An 18,420-nucleotide genomic window follows, 5' to 3' on the forward strand; every position below is an offset into this window, starting at 1 on the left:
GGTAATTTTCGTTTATAAATTCAAAAATCAGCTTAATGAGAAAGTATATAGATGCGTTTTTTTTGTTTTTTACTTTTTGTTTTTATCACGCTCAGGCTGTAAAAAAAACATTACCGTGTTACGATCTTAGTGAAGTCCTGAGAGTGGAACCTACTTCTTTGTATAAACCTCATTTAGATGCCTCTCAAAGCTTTGGAGTGAAACTTCTTAAAGATTCGAAAACCGTGCAGAAATATATTAACAGCGGGAAGTTTCATAAGATCAAAAAAACAGGAAAAGGCTATCGTGTACAAAAGCTGGATTACAGCAGAGCCTGGATGGTTTCAAAAGGAAAGCTGATGCTGGAAAAAATTGGAACTCGTTTTAGTAAAGAAACAAAAGGACACACATTTACTGTTTCATCAATTACCAGAACATTAGAAGATCAATGCCGTCTGCGAAGAGTGAATTCTAATGCTGCAATGGGAATCAGTTCTCATAATTATGGAAATTCTTTTGATATTTCCTATGTACGCTTTAATAATGTGTTAAAGAATAATCCAAAAATGGAATTGGCTTTAGAAAAAACATTGAAGTATTATTATGATTTGGGTAGGATTTATTACATTAAAGAAAGACAGCAGAGTTGTTTTCATGTCACTGTAAGAAACTACTAGCTTTCGGTAGTAATGATTGAAGAGATTTTTAGTGAAATTTTTCTTTTCATTAAATTCATTTCTTTTTCCGTATTTTTGCACGCGAAAATTCATTATTCACTATTAATCATTATTTAACATGCTTTCGGTTCAAGGTCTAGGATTACATCATTCAGGAACATATTTGTTTCAAAACGTGAATTTCACGATAAAAAAGGATGATAAAATTGGTTTGGTTGGTAAAAATGGAGCGGGGAAATCCACTTTATTGAAAATGTTATCCGGAGAAATTACTTTCTACGAAGGAAATGTAGTTCCCGAAGGAAACATTACCATAGGTTTTCTAAAACAGGATCTTGATTTTGTAAAAGGAAGAACGGTTTGGGATGAAACGATGCAGGCTTTTGAGCAGATCAATGCATGGAAAAATGAGCTTGATGATGTAAACCATCAAATGACAACTAGAACTGACTATGAAAGTGATTCGTATTCAGATTTGATTAATAAAATGACCGAACTGAACGATCTTTTAATGAACCATGATGCCTACAATCTGGAAGGCGACATGGAAAAAGTATTATTTGGTCTTGGTTTTAAAGCAGATGATTTTCAAAAAATTACTGATGAATTTTCCGGAGGTTGGAGAATGAGAATCGAATTGGCAAAACTGCTTCTTCAAAAGAACGACATCATGCTTCTCGATGAGCCTACCAACCACTTGGATATGGAATCGATCATGTGGCTGGAAAACTTCCTGAAAGATTATCCGGGAGCAATTGTTTTGGTGAGTCACGATAAACAATTTATGACGGCTGTTTGTAACAGAACTTTTGATGTGAATAACAGAAAAGTTGATGATTATAAAGCCAATTATTCCAAATACTTAATCATGCGTGAAGACCGCCGTGAAAAACTGATTCAGGCTAAAAAGAATCAGGATGCGGAAATCAAGCAGATGGAAGATAATATTAATAAGTTCCGTGCAAGCGCTACAAAAGCATCTTTTGCGCAGTCGCTTATTAAAAAATTAGATAAAATAGAGCGTATTGAAGTTGATAACGAAGACGTTTCTAAATTCAATATCCGTTTCGTTCAGTCACAGGTTCCGGGAAAAATTATCTTTGAAGCTGAAGATTTAGGAAAAGCATATGGAGAAAAACAAATCTTCGATGATGTAGACTTTATTGTTCAGAGAGGAGACAGAATTGCTCTTTTAGGACAGAATGGTCAAGGTAAAACGACTTTGGCGAAAATTCTTGCCGGAGATATTAAAGATTATTCAGGTTCTTGGAATCTTGGACATAATGTAAATATCGGTTACTTTGCTCAAAATCAGGAAGAAGTTCTTACTCCGAATAAAACAGTTCAGGAAGAAGCTGAAGATGCGGCAACAGAAGAAACGAGACCTAGAGTTCGTGATTTGTTAGGATCTTTCCTTTTCCAGGGAGAAGCAGTGAACAAAAAAACGAAAGTACTTTCCGGAGGAGAAAGAAACCGTTTGGCACTTTGTAAATTGTTGTTACGCCCGTTCAACACGTTGATTATGGACGAACCTACGAACCACTTGGATATTCAGTCTAAAGAGATTATCAAATTGGCACTTCAGAAATTTGAAGGAACATTGATCGTAATTTCGCACGACAGAGAATTCTTGCAAGGTCTTTGTGATAAGATCTATGAATTCCGTGATGGTAAGATGAAAGAATTCTTGGGAGATATCAACGAATATCTTGAATTCAGACAAAAAGAATCGATCAGGGAAATTTCTGCAGAGAAGGCAAAACTTCACAGCGAAGAACCAAAAGTTGAGGTGAAGAAAGTGGAAGAGAAGCCGGTAACCACTCAACAATCGACTATTGTAAGTAAAGAGCAAAAAAATATTCAGAATAAAATTAAAAAAGTAGAAGAAAAGATTTCTGAACTTGAAGCAAAAGTAGAAGAATTTGAAGCTTCTTTTACCAAAGAAAATCCATCTGATGAAACTTTAGAAAAGTACAATAAGACTAAAGAAGAATTAGATTCTGCTTTGCAGGAATGGGAATATCTAGGGACTCAACTGGATTAATTTTTTTGAATAAAATCATAGTATTGAGATGCTTCGGCTTCGCTCAGCATGACACTGTGGATAACTAATCTATAGAATTTACAGGTATTATTAGCGATGCCATCCTGAGCGAAGTCGAAGGATCTAAACATAAATTGGGATAGATTTTGTAACAAAATTGCAAGTACATCTACACATTAATCGAGTATTTTAATAAAACTTTAATCTAAAAGCTTAAATTATTTTTATAATTTTGACGAATGATTTTTAAAGAAAGCAGAAATCTAAAGAATTTTATTTCCAAATTATTGTTTGGGATCTATTTTCTTGCGCTGTTTTCTCAAAGTTTTCACAGTCACAGTTCTGAGGAAGTTTTTAAAAATTTCAGTTTTAAAAAAACAGAAAATACATTTACAAAAAATGTAGTGAAAGAAAAAGTCGGCGACTGTTTGGCTTGTCATTTCTTAGCTACCGGACATACTATTGTTCCTGAAGAATTTAGTTTTTCTTTTGAAAATTATACCCATGAGGTAAAGCAGATTATTGCCATTCAGGAGAAAATATGGTCTCAGACTAAATTCACTTTTCAACTTCGCGGTCCGCCCGCAATTTCATAATCTATAGATTCTTTATTGACTTTAATTTGGTTTAAAGTTCAGTGTTCTTGGTGTAATGTTTTCAGTTTGATCTTCAAATTGTAACAGGAAAATTCCTATATATTACTACTTTTTACATTTGATATGAATACAAATTAATCAGTCTTTATTTCAAATTTTTCGAAAAAATGTGCTTTCAAAAAAGTACACAATCAATCTATTTAACAATGAAATTGATATATAGTTTAATGCTGATCCTTTGTGGATTTGCATTTACAAACGCACAAACTTATAAGGTAGAAGGAACCGTTCAGGATTTTCACGATAAAACAATGCTGGAAAATGCAGTGGTGAATATTGGCGATTTTTCTACTAAAACAGATAAAAACGGCAGATTTTTCTTTAATAAAATTCCTGCCGGAAAATATATACTCATTGCTAAACACCCTGATTGTAATGATTATACTGAAAATATAGGAGTTAATCAGGATGTCCATTTAGCAATCACTCTTGAACATCATATTCAGGATATTGAAACGGTGACGCTTCATGGAAGTCACAAGAATAATGGAAGCATGGTAGTGAAAACGATTGATAAATCGATGATTTCACGAAATGTTACCGAAAATCTTGGAAATTTATTGACGAATATTTCGGGGGTAAATGTTCTTAAAACCGGAAATAATATCGCGAAACCTATTATTCACGGACTTTACGGAAGCAGAGTTTCCATTCTTAATGATGGAGTGAAGCTTGCAGAGCAGGAATGGGGAGTAGAACATGCTCCGAATGTAGATGTAAATAACTTTGAACATATTGATGTGGTAAAAGGTGCATCTGCTTTGAAGTATGGAAGTGGCGCTGTAGGAGGTGTTGTTGTTCTGCAGCCTCAGATTTTGCCTAAGAAAGATACCATTATGGGAAATATAGCTCTTTCCGGAATTTCTAACGGAAGAGGTGCGGATCTTAATGTGAAACTGGCAAAAACATGGGAAAACGGTTGGGCAATAAAAACCAATGGAAGTTATAAGAAACTTGGTGATCTTCAGGCTCCGGATTATGGATTGATGAATACAGGACTTGAGAGTTCAGGATTCAATTTTGGAGTTCAGAAAATGACTTTTAATAAAGGTTTTTCTTTTGATTATTACCTTACGAAAAGCTCAATAGGAATTCTTAGAAGCTCCCATGTCGGGAATTCAGAAGACTTACGTTTGGCTCTTACATCTCCGGAACCCATTTATCAAAGAGATTTTAGTTACGATATTGATAATCCGAGACAGGAAATAGAACATCATATCGCTAAAATTTCTGCTTATCAGAGGTTTGAAAATTTTGGAAAGATTACGGCTACTTACAGTTTTCAGTACAATCATAGAAAAGAATATGATATCAGACGTACAGAAGAGCTGAGTAAAAAACCGGCATTGGATCTTGAATTGATTACCAATGATTTGAATGTTAATCATTTGATAGAGAGAGGGAAATGGAATCTTGAAACCGGAGTTAACGCGGGGTATCAGAACAATTATTCCAATACCCAGACCGAAGCAAGACGTCTTGTTCCGAACTATGACAGATATTATGCAGGAATTTATTCTGTATTTAAATATAAAATTGCTCCTAAACTAGATCTGGAATTGGGAGGAAGATACGATTTTGATCATTATGAAGTTACCAAATGGTATGACTTAAGTGATTGGAATAAGTTATATGCTGCAGATTATCCGGATTTTGAAGTAAGAGTCAATAAAAACAGAATTCTTACAAAACCTTCATTGAGTTATAATAATATTTCAGTGAACGGAGGGCTTGTTTATCATCCTTCTGAATATTTTGACCTGAAATTTAATTACGCGAGAGTTTCAAGATCTCCAAATGTAGCGGAGCTTTTTGCAGACGGGCTTCACCATTCTGCGGCGATTATTGAAAGGGGAGATATGAGAATGAAAAGTGAAACAGGAAATCAGTTTAATTTGGTTGCTGATGTAAAAGTAAATGTCTTAAAAGGCTTGAATGTTTCTGTAAATCCATATTTCTTTTATACGAATAATTTCATCAATGAAATTCCTACAGGATATCAGAATACGCAGTGGGGAGGAGCTTTTGTGGTGTACAACTATCAGCAGATCGATGCTAAAATGTACGGAGTAGATCTTGATGTACAGCTTAAAATCTCAGATAATCTGAGCTATAAAGGAAGCGGTTCCTATGTGTATGGGCAAGATCTTACCAATGATGTTCCTCTTATTTTGATGATGCCACCGAATTTTAATAATTCATTGGAATTCAATAAAAAAGAATGGAAGAACTTTTATTTTAATGTAAGTAACAATACTTATTTAAAACAAACGAGATTCCCTGTTTATAATGTTCCGATCAGATTATTCGATTCTGACGGAAATGCTTACAATGAAGAGGTGGATATTTCTACACCACCAAGCGGATATTCGCTTTGGAACCTTCAGACAGGGGTGAATCTGTCTAAAAATTTCGGAATTGATTTTTCAGTTCGAAATGTATTCAATCAGTCGTACAGAGATTATCTGAACAGACTTCGTTTCTTTTCCAGCGAAATGGGAAGAAACTTTATTTTAACTCTTAAATATCAATTTTAATTACTTAAAATCAAAAAAATGAAAAACATTTTTAAAAATACTACACTTATTTTAGGACTTTTATTCTTAGCAGTTTCGCTAAGCTTAACATCATGTAACAGAAGTGATGATGAAGCAGACGATCTTCCTCAGGAAGAGCTTTCAGACGTTCTTTTAAGAGTAACAGATGAAGCGACGGGAGTTCCGGTGGTGTATGATTATCAGGTGAATAGTACGACTAATCCTAATGTGAAACTGATTGACGGTCATACTTACGACGTACAGGTTATTTTCAAAAATGGAAATGAAGATGCTACAGAAGAAATAAAAGATGCGGTAGATGAGCATTTTTTGGTATATAATTTCCCGAATTCTGACATCACTCTTACTCGTACTGATGATCCGGAATTTATAAGAGCAGATGGTAATCATGTGGGGGTAAAAACAAAATGGGTAGTAAATAAAGCCGTGAAAAATACTTCTGCATCGGCTCAATTGGTTCTTACATTATATCATGAACCGGTATCTGTTTCCGAAGCATCTTCAGTGAGCGGAAATGGTGTTGTGTACGGGACTCATACCGGAGGTGAAACAGATGCACAAGCAAACTATAATATTATCAATTAATATATCCTTTAATCTTGTTAATAAAGCCACTGAATTTTCGGTGGCTTTTTTTGATAAATCTATAATAAATTTTTGATTTTGTTGAATTTTTAAAACATAAGTACTGTTTTTGACATTTGTTCAATATGAATAAATCTTAGAATTAAGTGGCTTTTTGATCATGTATAATATCTCATTTCCTTGAGAAATGCTGTAATTAATTGATATATAGAAGGTAGCAGGATGGGGCAGGATGCTCCGATTTCGGTTTGTTGTTAGATTAGTTAACACAAAATTAATCCTATGAAAAAACTCTTACCTTTCAAACGAACTTTTCAATCTTTACTGGTTTGTGGATTAGCATTTTCCACAGTCGATTTAAATGCTCAGACATTAGCGTTTCCGGAAGCCACCGGTTTTGGTAGATTTACTACGGGAGCAAGAGGAGCTGCAAATCCTCAGATTTATTTAGTCACCAATTTAAATGACAGTGGTGCCGGTTCATTCCGTGATGCGGTGAGCCAACCGGGGCGATTTGTCATCTTTAAAGTTGGTGGTATTATCAATTTACAATCCGTGGTTGCTGTTGCAGCAAATACAACGATTGCCGGGCAAACTGCTCCTGGAGAAGGAATTGTATTTCTAGGCCCAAGAGTCTCATTTACGGGGGCTAATAATACGATTGCCCGATATCTTCGTCTTCGTTATGGAGGAACCTCCCAAAATCAGGATGCTTCAGGGATAGCAAACGGAGCCAATATTATTTTAGATCATATGACCTTTACTTGGGGTACGGATGAAGTATTTTCTGTTAACTGGGATAATAACGGAACAAGCCCGGATAATATCACGATTCAGAATTCAATTATTGGTCAGGGAATGCACCGTCATAATCACTCTGCAGGAGGATTGATGCAGCCTCCTCCAGGTGGTAAGATCAGTTTGATTGGAAATTTATATATCTGTAATAAAACCCGTAATAATAAAATAAAAGGAATTAATGAATTCGTAAACAATGTTGTTTATAATTGGGGAAATTACGGAAATACTTATGGGCATACTCAATCCGGGGAAGCATACATTATGGGAGGAGATTCCGCAGGAGCTTCGTATGCCAATATCATCAACAACTATTTTATCGGAGGTCCCAATACAAGCAGTACGGTAAGTACTCCTTTTAGCGTAGGAAATGCCAATTTCAATTTATATGGAACCGGAAATTATTTTGATAATAATAAAAACGGGACGTTAGACGGAACTTTGGTTCCTCAGGATTTAACGGGATATCCTGTAGGAGATATTACAGCAATACAATCTACGGCGTATGACTATCCGATGAAAAACACCACCGTAACAGCTGTGGCTGCATATAATAAAATTGTAGCAAGTGCGGGAGCATCATACCCGAGACGTGATCAGGTTGATCAACTAATGATTTCGGATCTTATGTCGAAAGGAACAACAGCAACTTACGTATATGTACAGACAGATTTAACAACACAATTTGGCTTTACAAATGGCGGAGCAGGTCACGTATATGGCGCTCCGGCTCCTTTGGATACAGATAATGACGGAATGCCGGATGCATGGGAAACAGCTAATGGATTGAATCCAAATGTTTTTGATGCTTTAGCAGTAAGTACTACTTATGCTCCCTATTTGAATATTGAGGTGTATATTAACGGTTTGCCAAATACAACGCCTCCCGATTTTATTATTCCGCCATCTAACCTGAACTTTACAAATGCAGTTACTACCGGAACGCCGGCTGCAAGTTCTTTAACGGTTAATTGGAATGATAATGCTGCTAATGAAACGAATTATGTTTTGGAACGCTCAGGTGATGGTACTAATTTTACGGTCATTGCAACACTTCCAGCAAACACAACAAGTTACAACGAAACAGGTTTAACACCAAATACTCAGTATTACTACAGGGTTAAAGCAAAAAATGCTACAGAATCTTCGGTTTATACATCAAATGCGTCTGTAACAACACCTCCGGTTCCATCTGCTCCTACAAAAGCAACAACCCCGACTCCTGCAAATGGCAATAATTATGTTGAATTGAGTTCAGGAAGTACACTTTTAAAATGGACAGGAAGTTCGAATACAACGACCTATACCGTTTATTTAGGAACAAATCCTCAAAGTTTAAGTAATATAGGGACTGTAGCTTATAGTGCTACACCATCTTATCAACTGAACAATTTAAATACGGGAACAGATTATTATTGGAGAGTTGATGCCTCTAATGCTCTTGGGAGCGTAACGGGTGACGTATGGAGTTTCCGTGCTTTAACTCCGAGTCTGGTGGGGAATTGGCCGTTTGCAGAAGCACCTTTGTCAGGTGAGCAGATTGCAGATTTGACCTCATATGCCAATCATGGAACATTAAACGTAGCGTATGATAACTCAAGTGTAAGAGTAGCCGGAAAAGAAAACTATGCTCTTGATCTGGCAACTTCACCAAATACAACCTATATCGCAAGTATTCCTCATCAGGAACAGATTTTATTTAATAATAATTCTTTCACGGTTTCTTATTGGATGAAAGCTCCGACAACGATGATACCATCGTCTTCTACGACAAGTCTTTATGTATTGTGTAAAGGATCAATTACTGCTAATGCTACAACGGGAGCAACAGGAAAACGTTTTAATGTGGAGATAAAAGGAGGGCAGCTGCGCTACGCTATTGATGATAATGTGACTAAAAAAGAAATCACAGCACCTATTGCTAATTATTTTACGAATAACTGGGTGCATGTTGTTATTATGAGAGATATTGCGGCTCATAAAATGAGAATTTATACCAATGGAGTTTTAACGGTAGAAGGAGACGAGACTGCGGTTACCGGTATTGGAGAAGCAAGTGATTTTGTGATTGGAAATATTGGCGAACTAGAGTTTCAGTCTACAGCTAATGCTTCGGCTCCTTACAAAGGTGCGTTTGATGAGCTTAAAATGTACAATTATGCATTGTCTTCTACAGAAATATCTGGTTTATATAATCAGGCAGTATTAAGAAATGCAGAGTTCAGTATCAGCAAAAATGTAGGGACTGTTTATCCAAACCCTGTACAGGATCAGATTTTCATTACCCTTCCTAATTATAAGCAATCTAATCTAACAGCTACATTAATAGATATGGCAGGAAGAACGGTTGTGAAAGAAAAAATTAATGTTGGCAGAGATGGTATTTTTAATATGAAAATTGGAGATAAAAAAGTCTCAGGTAATTATATATTAAATGTTTCAGGAGAAAATCTGAACAGTAATTTTAAAGTTATTGTGAAATAAAAACAAATACCAAAGTGTAATACATTCATATTTAAAGAAAGAGCTGTCTCAGAAATGGGGCAGCTTTTTTATTTGAAAAGGATATGTGGTTTTTCATGATTTTATAAGTTTTAGAATCGTTTATTTTAATCTATAAAATGAACAATCACCATACTGCAAGTCTTTTAACATTATTTAGCTTTTAAGTTCATTTTAAATGAGTGATTTTCATAAAATTTTCATATTTTTGCAACCTAAAATTTTAATCAATAATGAAGGTTACTGCAAAAAACCATGATGATGTAAGTGCATTGCTTACAGTGACATTGGAAAAATCTGACTATAAGGAAAAAGTTGAGAAACAATTGATTAATTATGCGAAAAATGCACAAGTTCCTGGATTCAGAAAAGGAAAAGTGCCTTTGAGTATGGTTAAAAAACAATATGAAGCAGGGATTGCTTTCGAAGAAATCAACAAGCAGGTTTCTGATGCTTTGAACGGGTACGTAAACGAAAACAAACTAAGATTAGTTGGTCAGCCTGTTCCTCAGCCAGTAAACGAATTCGATTACAATGCTGATCAGTTAGAAGTTGCTTTTGAAGTAGGGTACGAGCCTGAATTCACTATAGACTTAGCTAAATACGAAGCTCCTCACTACAAAGTAGAAGCTTCTGAAAAAGAAATCAACAAGAGTATTGAGAACATGCAGAAGCGTTTCGCTGAGCAGGCTCCTCAAGACAAAATCAATAAAGATTCTTACATCGCTCTAGAAGTTTCTCAAGTTGTTGAGGAAGATGCTGAAGGAGAGCACCACCACCACCCAAAGAACGTTACCATTACTGCTGAAAACAAAGAAGCTTTCAAATTGGTAAAATCTTTGAAAATGGATGGTTCTGTAAAAGTTTCTAAAGAAACTCTTGCAGGTAGCGAAGAATTAGCTAAAGAATTAGGATTCTCTAAAGAAGAAGTTGAGCACTTACACCACGCTGAAGTTGAGGTAAAAGTAAAAGATTTCTATGGTCTTAACTTAGCTGAACTAAACCAAGAGCTTTTCGATAAAGTATACGGAGAAGGAAACATCAAGTCTGAAGAAGAATTGAAAGAAAAAGTAAAATCTGAATTAGATGAGTACTTCCAACAAAATGCTGATGTTCACTTTGTAAACAAAGTATTAGAGCAAGTTTCTGAAAAAGAAGAAGTAAAACTTCCTGAAACGTTCCTAGTAAAATGGTTACAATTCTCAAATCAGAACATTCAGTCTGAAGAGCAGGCTAAAGAAATCCTTGAAGCTGAGAAAAACCAATTGAAATATCAAATCATCGAAGGAAAATTGATGACTGATAACGAAATTCAATTAGACTATGCTGATGTTTTAGGACAAGCTGAGCAATTGGTAAGAAACCAATTAGCGATCTACGGAATCCACCACTTAGGTGATGAGGAAATCCAGAAATATGCTGTTGAAATGTTGAAAGATCAAGAGCAAGTAAGACAAATTTCTTCTGAAGTAGCTATGGCTAAGTTGAAAGATGTAATTCTTGAAAAAGCAACTAAGAAAGAAACTGCTATTTCTCACGACGAGTTTTTAGAAGAACTTAAGAAATAATTCTTTAAGTCTTAAATAATATGTAAAAGCCACCAAAATTTTGGTGGCTTTTGTATTGGTATCTGTTTTATATAGCTAGCGAAAATTTATAAATAAGTCACCGTTCTTGTTTTGTAAAAACCATTTCCAAAGGAAAAGTACTTCCCAGATAAACATTAGTTGATGTTCTCCCAATATGGTAATTTTATTTTCCGAACTTCCTCTTACAAAAATGCAATTTCAGAAAACAAATGCCTTAGTTATTACTGCATATTTTTTCTTTTTTTTATAGTATGGTTTTACGAGTTCAGGTATAGAATAATGCTTTGTTTTATAAAACGAGTTATCTGTTATAATTTTCACTTTTTCAGAATTTTTCAGATTCTGAGGAAATACTTTTTTATAATTAATAAAAGGGTAATTATTTTTATATGCCAAAATCCACCTAGTATTTTTAAGGGGGTAGACTTTCTCTGTAAAACACTGAAGCCATGTGTCTCCCATTCTTATCACCCCCATGAGAACATATTTACTTTTCTTTGCTTCTTCAATTTCAAAGATTGGAGGTTCGGAAATGTATGTAATATGAACAGAATTTAACAGTTCTTCAGTATACTGTCCTTTTATTACTTTTATTATCTTATAGGTCGTTTGGCTTTCAATGCTTTCTCTCGAGGTACTATTTTTTTTCATTAAAGGTTTGCAGACATCATTCTCATCTAATGTACAATAATCATTTCTATATGCAGGAACAATAATTCTATTGCTAAGTTTTGATTCGTGTTTTTCTTCGATTTTTTCTCCTATAAAATAAACCTGATGATGCGGCTCATATTTCTGGGAATATGTAAAACAATAAATAAGACCTAATATAAATACAGCAATTTTCATATACTTATTGCTTTGTAAAAACCATTTCCAAAGGAAAAGTGCTGCCCAGATAAACGTTAGTTAGTGTTCTCCCAATATGATAAGTCCCTTCACCAACTTTACCAGTAAATTTCATTTGAGTTGGAGAAAGTGTTTCTAATTTAACGCTAAAATTCTTCTCCTTTTTCACGTCTTCAAACACATCAGAGCCAACTGTACCATTGCAATAAATTCCGAATAAAACTCTTACATAATTTTGCATAAGATTGTCTCCAGAAGTATCTATAAGCGTTATTCCATTCTCTTTGTAAACATAATATCCAACTAATCGATCTTCATAATAGTTAGTAATTCCCGATTGATATTGATATTTATTTTGTTTAATTAAAGTAAGTGTCATTTCGCGGTTTCCTGATATCCACTTCCAAACACCTATAAAAGGATCATATATATTACTTATATCTTTTGTATATAGATTACCATCGTTTCTATTTAGAGGAGAATGATTACACCTGTCTTTTAAGTCAATCACATTATTTTGACTTTTGCATTGTATCGAAAATATTAAAATAAAAATTAGAACTATTTTATTCATTTTATTGTTTTTTATAAGTTATAAAGGGCAGTCATCTTTTTTCACTGTGCCATCAGGATCTAATCTCAGTTTCCCCCATGTTGTTCCATCTCTTCGGTATAAACTGAAACCGTTACCAAAACTCTGGGCAACATTCAGAAATATTTTCTCAGACTTATCTTTGTCATGAGGAAATTCATCTATCATACCATTATCGTTATAAATTTTTTTCATTTTATTATTTGCAACTTTTTCTTCCTCTTTAGAAAAACTTCCACTACCAATGGATAAAAATTCCGCGAAAAAAGGATCTAAAGCACTAATGTCATCTGCCTTAAGTGCATATACTTCTCCATTATAACATGTAAGGTAATAAATATAAGATTTCTGAACGGAAGCATCCAAATATTTATAATTATCATAGAAGCTTACCATATCAAGATAAGACGGTGCCTGAAAAGCAGACTTTATAGTATGATTGTGCATTACTGCAATATCAAAGTTAGTGGTTTCTATTTTTAGTGCTTGTATATTAGGTCCTAGCTCATTGGGAGTAACAAAGGTACTGTATGTGATCTGTCCGTTAAATTTTGTTACTACAATGGAGGTTTCATGCTCATCATAATTAGGAGTTGTAGGCAATACTCTTGTTTTCAAACTGTCAAGTTTACTTTGTAGTTTGGTATTTTCAGAATTTTCTCTAAGAATAGTGCATGGTGTTTTATTTTTAAGTGGCAGATTCGGTGAAGTAGTTGTGCCGTCTGGATCATTGCCACCGCCTAATCCTCCCGGTGAAGTTCCGGAAGAGCCTCCACCTTCGCCGTCATCACCCAAGCCGGTATCTACAGGTAGTGCTATGGTACATTTTTCAACTAAAGTAACCACTAATATCGATGGTGACGCTGCCTCACAGGGACCACCCTCTGCTACCGTTAGTTCTCCATTATGATGAGCGTAATTTCCACTGCATGTGGTATAGTAGGAGTTGATTTCCCAATGGCAGTTCTCAACATTCTGCATAAGTACCGGAGAGTAAGTGCCGTTTTGAAGTATTTGATGAGTGATCTTTCCGGTAAGATCTACAGCAACTCCCGAAAGCATATTTTGTCTTTCTTCAGGGGTAAGATAATATGTGATCAAAACTTCTTTCCAGGTGCCATCAGGACGCGAGCTGATCACAAGGTTTTCTATGGGTGCATTTGCAGAAGCATTTTCATGATTAATACGAAAGGTATAGCTGTAGAAGTTCTGTCCTTTTTCAAGGTAGATGACATCGTCCGTATTAATAGAAACTCCGTTTCCGTAATCGATTACTTTTCCGTTTATATCGGTTTTAGGATTTTTAAGACCAGTTTCTACTTTTTCAATTTCTGGGAGAAGCTTGGCTTTATGTTTGGCTTCATTCAGAGAAATCCTCTTCGAGGTAAGCTGAAATTTTGAGGTGTTGTTGTACGGTTCCTGTTCCGAGAATGAGTCTGTTCTACAGGAGTAGACTGCCAAAATAACCATGATGATCAGGCATAGCATGACCGGTGTTTTTTTTCTCATTTTTAAATGTGTTTTATTACGATTAAATATATAATTTTTTTTTATAATCCTACAAATATTAAAATAAAAAATAAAAAACATTACTGTTTTCCGTAAACGGAAATTTTTATTTGCTTTTGAGAAGATTTTTAGGTGTATAGCGTTGGATGGCAATGCTGGATATTGAAAAATAAAAAAGGAGGTGTATACTCAAAAGTTTGTTGTTGTATAAGATTTTTAATATAAGGTATTTGAGGTGCTTACTCTATTTTATTAATTAAGAATGATATTTTTAATAATTGTTACCGTTATAAAATGTTTTCATTCAATTATTCATATATTTACGTCTTTAAAAAAATATATGAAAAAGATTATAATCCCATTTTTCTGTGCAGTACTTTTTTCTACTTCAGTAGCTGCTCAACAAAAAGCTGCTCCTGTAAAGTCGGCGGCTACACAATCTACACTTACTTCTAAGCAGGTTATTGATAATTATATCAAAGCTATAGGAGGAAAAGAAAAATTAGAAGCTGTAAAGAGCTCGATTACAGATAATACTCTTTCTGTACAAGGAATGGAAATTTCTATGACGACTAAGAAGATGGGGAATAAATTCAGATCTGAGCAGTCGATGATGGGACAAAAAATGGTTCAGGTTTTCGATGGTGAAAAAGGATATATGGATCAGATGGGGCAAAAAATGGATATTCCTGCTGATAAACTTCCTGAACTTAAAAAGAGCAAGGTTATCGATGCATTAGGATATGATGCTGCTAATTTTAAAACTGTAAATGTTGAAAAAATTGACGGAAAAGATTATAATGTATTGACTTCAGATAAAGGGAGTTTTTACTTTGATGCTGCTACAGGATTATTATATAAAACTGATGCTAAAGAAGGAAAAGCAATCGTTAAAAGTTATATGACAGTTGACGGAATTCAATTCCCTGCTGAAATTGAAGCAGAAGGAAATGGTCAAAAAGTAACTATTAAAACCACTAAAGTAGTATTGAATTCAGGAGTTACTGACGCTGATTTTAAATAAAAAAATTACTACTTAACATAATAATAACCGGGCTTTTGTCCGGTTTTTTTATGCACTGGAAAAATTAACTCTATTTAACTCAACTTTAACTTTAAATAAGAATAAAACATTTCCTTTGGTTGTGAATAATTAATACTTTTACCCCGAAAAAATTAATAATTAATACAATGAAGAAAATGTTATTTTCATTTGCTGTGATCTTTTTCGCATCTGCAAATGGCTTCGCTCAGAATATTCCGGCAGATCCTTCTGTGAGAATGGGAACTCTTTCCAACGGAATGAAATACTATATTAAAAAGAATACGCTGCCTGAAAAGAAAGTGGATTTCAGATTGGCAATTAATGCAGGATCTATTCTGGAAGATGAGAATCAGAGAGGACTTGCTCACTTTATGGAGCATATGAACTTTAACGGAACTAAAAACTTTCCGGATAATAAACTGGTTGATTTTTTACAATCTATAGGAGTGAAATTCGGACAACATCTTAATGCATATACGAGCTTTGATGAAACGGTATATATGCTTCCGGTACCGCTAGACAAACCAGGGAATCTTGATGCAGGTCTTAAAGTAATGGAAGACTGGGCTTTCAACGCAACACTTTCTGACGAACAAATCAATAAAGAAAGAGGCGTAGTTTTAGAAGAACTAAGACTAGGTTTAGGTGCAGACAAAAGAATGTCGGATAAATATTTACCTAAATTATTATACAACTCTCAATATGCGAACAGACTTCCGATCGGGAAAAAAGAAGTACTTGAAAACTTTAAGCCGGATGTGATCAGAAAATTCCATCAGGATTGGTACAGACCGGATTTGATGGCAATCGTAGTAGTAGGTGACATCAATGTAGATGAAATTGAAAAGAAGATAAAAGACAATTTCAGCAAATATAAAAATCCTTCTAAACCGAGAGAAAGAAAAACTTTTGATCTGCCAAATCATAAAGAAACACTGGTTGCTGTAGAAACAGATCCGGATGCGACAAGCTCTATGGTTCAGTTTATTATGAAAGATTCAGAAGCGTATACACCGGATGTAACCATTGAGCAATACAACCAAAGTCTGATTAAAAATCTGGCAACTACCATGCTGAATAATCGACTGAGAGAATTGATCAATTCAAATAATCCACCGTTTACTTTTGGGTCTGTTTATCATGGAGGAACGTATGCAAGAACAAAAGAGGCTTTCCAGGGATTTGCAATGACGAAAGAAGGGGATCAGCTTAATGCTCTTACAGTTCTTTTAACAGAAGTGGAAAGAGCTAAAAAATTTGGATTTACTCAAACTGAGCTTGACAGAGCAAAATCTCAGGTACTATCGAACCTTGAAAGATCGTATAACAACAGAGACAAGACAGAAAGTGATATGCTTGTAGATGAATACGTGAGAAACTTTTTGGAGCAGGAACCTATGCCCGGAATTACTTGGGAATATGAAGATACTAAAGCATTCTTACCGAGTGTGACACTGGCGCAAACCAACGATATTATCAAGAAATTTGTAAAAGATGACAGCAGAGTTATCGTTATTACAGGGCCTAAAAAAGATAATGTAAAAATGCCGACAGAAGCGATGGTTCTTAATGCTTTTGAATCTGTAAAAATGGCAGACATTAAGCCTTACGAAGAAAAAGCAACCATTAAAAACTTGGTGAAACCATTTAAATCTGAAGGGAAGATTGCAAAAACCGAAACAGATGCAAAACTGGGAACAACAACCTGGACGCTAAGTAACGGAGCAAAAGTTACCTTCAAGAAAACAGACTTTAAAGATGACGAAATTGTTTTCTCGGCAAGAAGTTTAGGAGGGAATTCATTGTTAAATGATGCTGATTTTAATAAAACGCAGTTTGCTTATCAAGCGTTAACTGAAGCTGGGGTAAATGGCGCTTCTAAGGCTGATCTTACAAACTACTTAGCTGGAAAGCAGGTAAATGTAACTCCTTACATCAGCAGTACGTTGGAAGGAGTATTTGGGAGAACCAACCAAAAAGATTTAGGGACTGCAATGGAATTGACATATGCGTATTTTACAGGTTTAAATTACAGCCCTGAAGCGTTTAATGCATACAAGACCAAACAGTCTGCAATGCTGAATAATCTACTGTCTAATCCGCAGACTTTCTTTGCAAGTGAGCATGCTAAATTTACCAATCAGAAAAACCCAAGATTTATCGGAATTCTTCCATTAGAAAAAGATTGGGCTGCAACAGATTATAAAAAAGCATATGATGTGTACAAAGAGAAATTTGCCAATGCAGGAAACTTCCATTTCTATTTCGTAGGAAATATTGATGAAGCTAAATTTAAAAATGAGGTGCTGCAATATATCGCAAGTTTACCAACCACAGGAAAAACTACGAATTTCAAAGACACAGGATACAGATCCATTACCGGAGATCATACCAAAGTGTACAAAAAAGGGAAAGATCCTAAGAGTATGGTTCAGATCGTTTACTCGGGAGAAACTCCTTACAACGAGAAAGAAGCTTTAGCACTTGCAGCTCTAGGAGAAGTGGCTACCATTAAAGTAATCGAAAAATTGAGAGAAGACGAAAGCGGAATCTACGGTGGTGGAGCAAGAGGTGGAATGTATAAAGTTCCTTTCAGCAACTACTCTTTCAGCTTAAGTTTCCCTTGTGGACCAGAAAATGCAGAAAAGCTGACAAAAAGTGCAATTGCAGAACTTCAGAAACTGATCGACAAAGGTCCTGAACAAAAAGATCTTGATAAGTACAAAGAAGGAGAGATGAATGATTATAAAACAGACATCAAAGACAATAACTATTGGATGAATGCCTTGTCTAAAAATCAGTTGGATGGAAGTGATAAGTATGAGATCCTTAATTATCAGGAAAAAGTAAAAGCTTTAACGGTAAAAGATCTACAGGATGTTGCTAAAAAATATCTGACTAAAAACAGAGTAGTGGCAACATTAATGCCGGAAGACGGTTGGGAAAATGCTAAAAAAGAAGAGGTAAAGTCTACTGCTATCAAAGCAGGAGCAGCCAACTAAGCAATAAAAACCTAAAAATAATAAAAGCCCTCAGA

The 18,420-nt window shown here is 34.9% G+C and carries 13 protein-coding genes; 9 read left to right on the forward strand and 4 right to left on the reverse strand.

Translation table 11 applies throughout. The annotated features are described in order from the left end of the window. The first annotated feature begins 35 nt into the window (after positions 1-35). Together RM51_RS13715 and RM51_RS13720 are read left to right on the forward strand one after the other, a co-directional pair. A complete protein-coding gene (locus RM51_RS13715) occupies positions 36-656 on the forward strand; it encodes a DUF5715 family protein (protein WP_039370666.1) in 621 nt (206 codons plus the stop codon). A gap of 118 nt (positions 657-774) precedes the next feature. Then, complete coding sequence (locus RM51_RS13720; RefSeq protein WP_039370669.1) at positions 775-2,700, forward strand: ABC-F family ATP-binding cassette domain-containing protein; 1,926 nt, start codon at positions 775-777, stop codon at positions 2,698-2,700. Here the strand turns inward: RM51_RS13720 and RM51_RS19670 are convergent. Continuing rightward, a complete protein-coding gene (locus RM51_RS19670; protein WP_262483702.1) occupies positions 2,697-2,831 on the reverse strand; it encodes a hypothetical protein in 135 nt (44 codons plus the stop codon). The genes RM51_RS13720 and RM51_RS19670 overlap by 4 nt on opposite strands. A 108-nt stretch (positions 2,832-2,939) precedes the next feature. Here RM51_RS19670 and RM51_RS13725 point away from each other — a divergent pair, with 108 nt between their 5' ends. The 5 genes from RM51_RS13725 to RM51_RS13745 all read left to right on the forward strand — a co-directional run bounded on the left by RM51_RS13725 (position 2,940) and on the right by RM51_RS13745 (position 11,367). Beyond that, positions 2,940-3,296: a hypothetical protein gene (locus RM51_RS13725; protein WP_039370672.1), complete on the forward strand. Its 357-nt coding sequence runs from the start codon at positions 2,940-2,942 to the stop codon at positions 3,294-3,296. 206 nt (positions 3,297-3,502) lie between these two features. After that, positions 3,503-5,893 (forward strand): TonB-dependent receptor, encoded by a 2,391-nt coding sequence (locus RM51_RS13730; RefSeq protein ID WP_039370697.1) that lies wholly within the window; start codon positions 3,503-3,505, stop codon positions 5,891-5,893. 18 nt (positions 5,894-5,911) lie between these two features. Beyond that, on the forward strand, positions 5,912-6,499 hold the full coding sequence (locus RM51_RS13735) for a hypothetical protein (protein WP_039370675.1): 588 nt from the start codon (positions 5,912-5,914) through the stop codon (positions 6,497-6,499). 282 nt (positions 6,500-6,781) lie between these two features. Next, positions 6,782-9,781, forward strand: a complete 3,000-nt coding sequence (locus tag RM51_RS13740; protein ID WP_039370677.1) for a LamG-like jellyroll fold domain-containing protein — start codon at positions 6,782-6,784, stop codon at positions 9,779-9,781. A gap of 251 nt (positions 9,782-10,032) precedes the next feature. Beyond that, a complete protein-coding gene (locus tag RM51_RS13745) occupies positions 10,033-11,367 on the forward strand; it encodes a trigger factor (protein ID WP_039370680.1) in 1,335 nt (444 codons plus the stop codon). Positions 11,368-11,586: 219 nt separating this feature from the next. Here RM51_RS13745 and RM51_RS13750 read toward each other — a convergent pair whose 3' ends face one another. The 3 genes from RM51_RS13750 to RM51_RS13760 are packed head-to-tail and all read right to left on the reverse strand — an operon-like array spanning position 11,587 to position 14,338. Beyond that, the gene (locus tag RM51_RS13750) at positions 11,587-12,237 is read right to left on the reverse strand and encodes a hypothetical protein (RefSeq protein ID WP_039370682.1); all 651 of its coding nucleotides are present in this window, start codon (positions 12,235-12,237) and stop codon (positions 11,587-11,589) included. Positions 12,238-12,241: 4 nt separating this feature from the next. Beyond that, the gene (locus tag RM51_RS13755; protein WP_039370683.1) at positions 12,242-12,811 is read right to left on the reverse strand and encodes a DUF6705 family protein; all 570 of its coding nucleotides are present in this window, start codon (positions 12,809-12,811) and stop codon (positions 12,242-12,244) included. An 18-nt stretch (positions 12,812-12,829) separates the two neighbouring features. Further along, complete coding sequence (locus RM51_RS13760) at positions 12,830-14,338, reverse strand: hypothetical protein (protein ID WP_039370685.1); 1,509 nt, start codon at positions 14,336-14,338, stop codon at positions 12,830-12,832. 340 nt (positions 14,339-14,678) lie between these two features. On the opposite strand from RM51_RS13760, the gene RM51_RS13765 reads away from it, so the two are divergent. Both RM51_RS13765 and RM51_RS13770 read left to right on the forward strand, forming a co-directional pair. Then, a complete protein-coding gene (locus tag RM51_RS13765; protein ID WP_039370686.1) occupies positions 14,679-15,362 on the forward strand; it encodes a LolA family protein in 684 nt (227 codons plus the stop codon). Positions 15,363-15,529: 167 nt separating this feature from the next. Further along, positions 15,530-18,385 (forward strand): M16 family metallopeptidase, encoded by a 2,856-nt coding sequence (locus RM51_RS13770; RefSeq protein WP_039370688.1) that lies wholly within the window; start codon positions 15,530-15,532, stop codon positions 18,383-18,385. The last annotated feature ends 35 nt before the right edge of the window (positions 18,386-18,420 follow it).

The organism is Chryseobacterium taiwanense (assembly GCF_000813825.1).
In the GTDB taxonomy this organism is placed as follows: Bacteria; Bacteroidota; Bacteroidia; order Flavobacteriales; family Weeksellaceae; genus Chryseobacterium; species Chryseobacterium taiwanense.

Excerpts from the sequence above, each read along its gene's own strand:
- RM51_RS13715 (WP_039370666.1), top strand. The coding sequence starts at position 36 with ATGAGAAAGTATATAGATGCGTTTTTTTTGTTTTTTACTTTTTGTTTT.
- RM51_RS13720 (WP_039370669.1), top strand. The coding sequence starts at position 775 with ATGCTTTCGGTTCAAGGTCTAGGATTACATCATTCAGGAACATATTTG.
- RM51_RS19670 (WP_262483702.1), bottom strand. The coding sequence starts at position 2,831 with ATGTTTAGATCCTTCGACTTCGCTCAGGATGGCATCGCTAATAATACC.
- RM51_RS13725 (WP_039370672.1), top strand. The coding sequence starts at position 2,940 with ATGATTTTTAAAGAAAGCAGAAATCTAAAGAATTTTATTTCCAAATTA.
- RM51_RS13730 (WP_039370697.1), top strand. The coding sequence starts at position 3,503 with ATGAAATTGATATATAGTTTAATGCTGATCCTTTGTGGATTTGCATTT.
- RM51_RS13735 (WP_039370675.1), top strand. The coding sequence starts at position 5,912 with ATGAAAAACATTTTTAAAAATACTACACTTATTTTAGGACTTTTATTC.
- RM51_RS13740 (WP_039370677.1), top strand. The coding sequence starts at position 6,782 with ATGAAAAAACTCTTACCTTTCAAACGAACTTTTCAATCTTTACTGGTT.
- RM51_RS13745 (WP_039370680.1), top strand. The coding sequence starts at position 10,033 with ATGAAGGTTACTGCAAAAAACCATGATGATGTAAGTGCATTGCTTACA.
- RM51_RS13750 (WP_039370682.1), bottom strand. The coding sequence starts at position 12,237 with ATGAAAATTGCTGTATTTATATTAGGTCTTATTTATTGTTTTACATAT.
- RM51_RS13755 (WP_039370683.1), bottom strand. The coding sequence starts at position 12,811 with ATGAATAAAATAGTTCTAATTTTTATTTTAATATTTTCGATACAATGC.
- RM51_RS13760 (WP_039370685.1), bottom strand. The coding sequence starts at position 14,338 with ATGAGAAAAAAAACACCGGTCATGCTATGCCTGATCATCATGGTTATT.
- RM51_RS13765 (WP_039370686.1), top strand. The coding sequence starts at position 14,679 with ATGAAAAAGATTATAATCCCATTTTTCTGTGCAGTACTTTTTTCTACT.
- RM51_RS13770 (WP_039370688.1), top strand. The coding sequence starts at position 15,530 with ATGAAGAAAATGTTATTTTCATTTGCTGTGATCTTTTTCGCATCTGCA.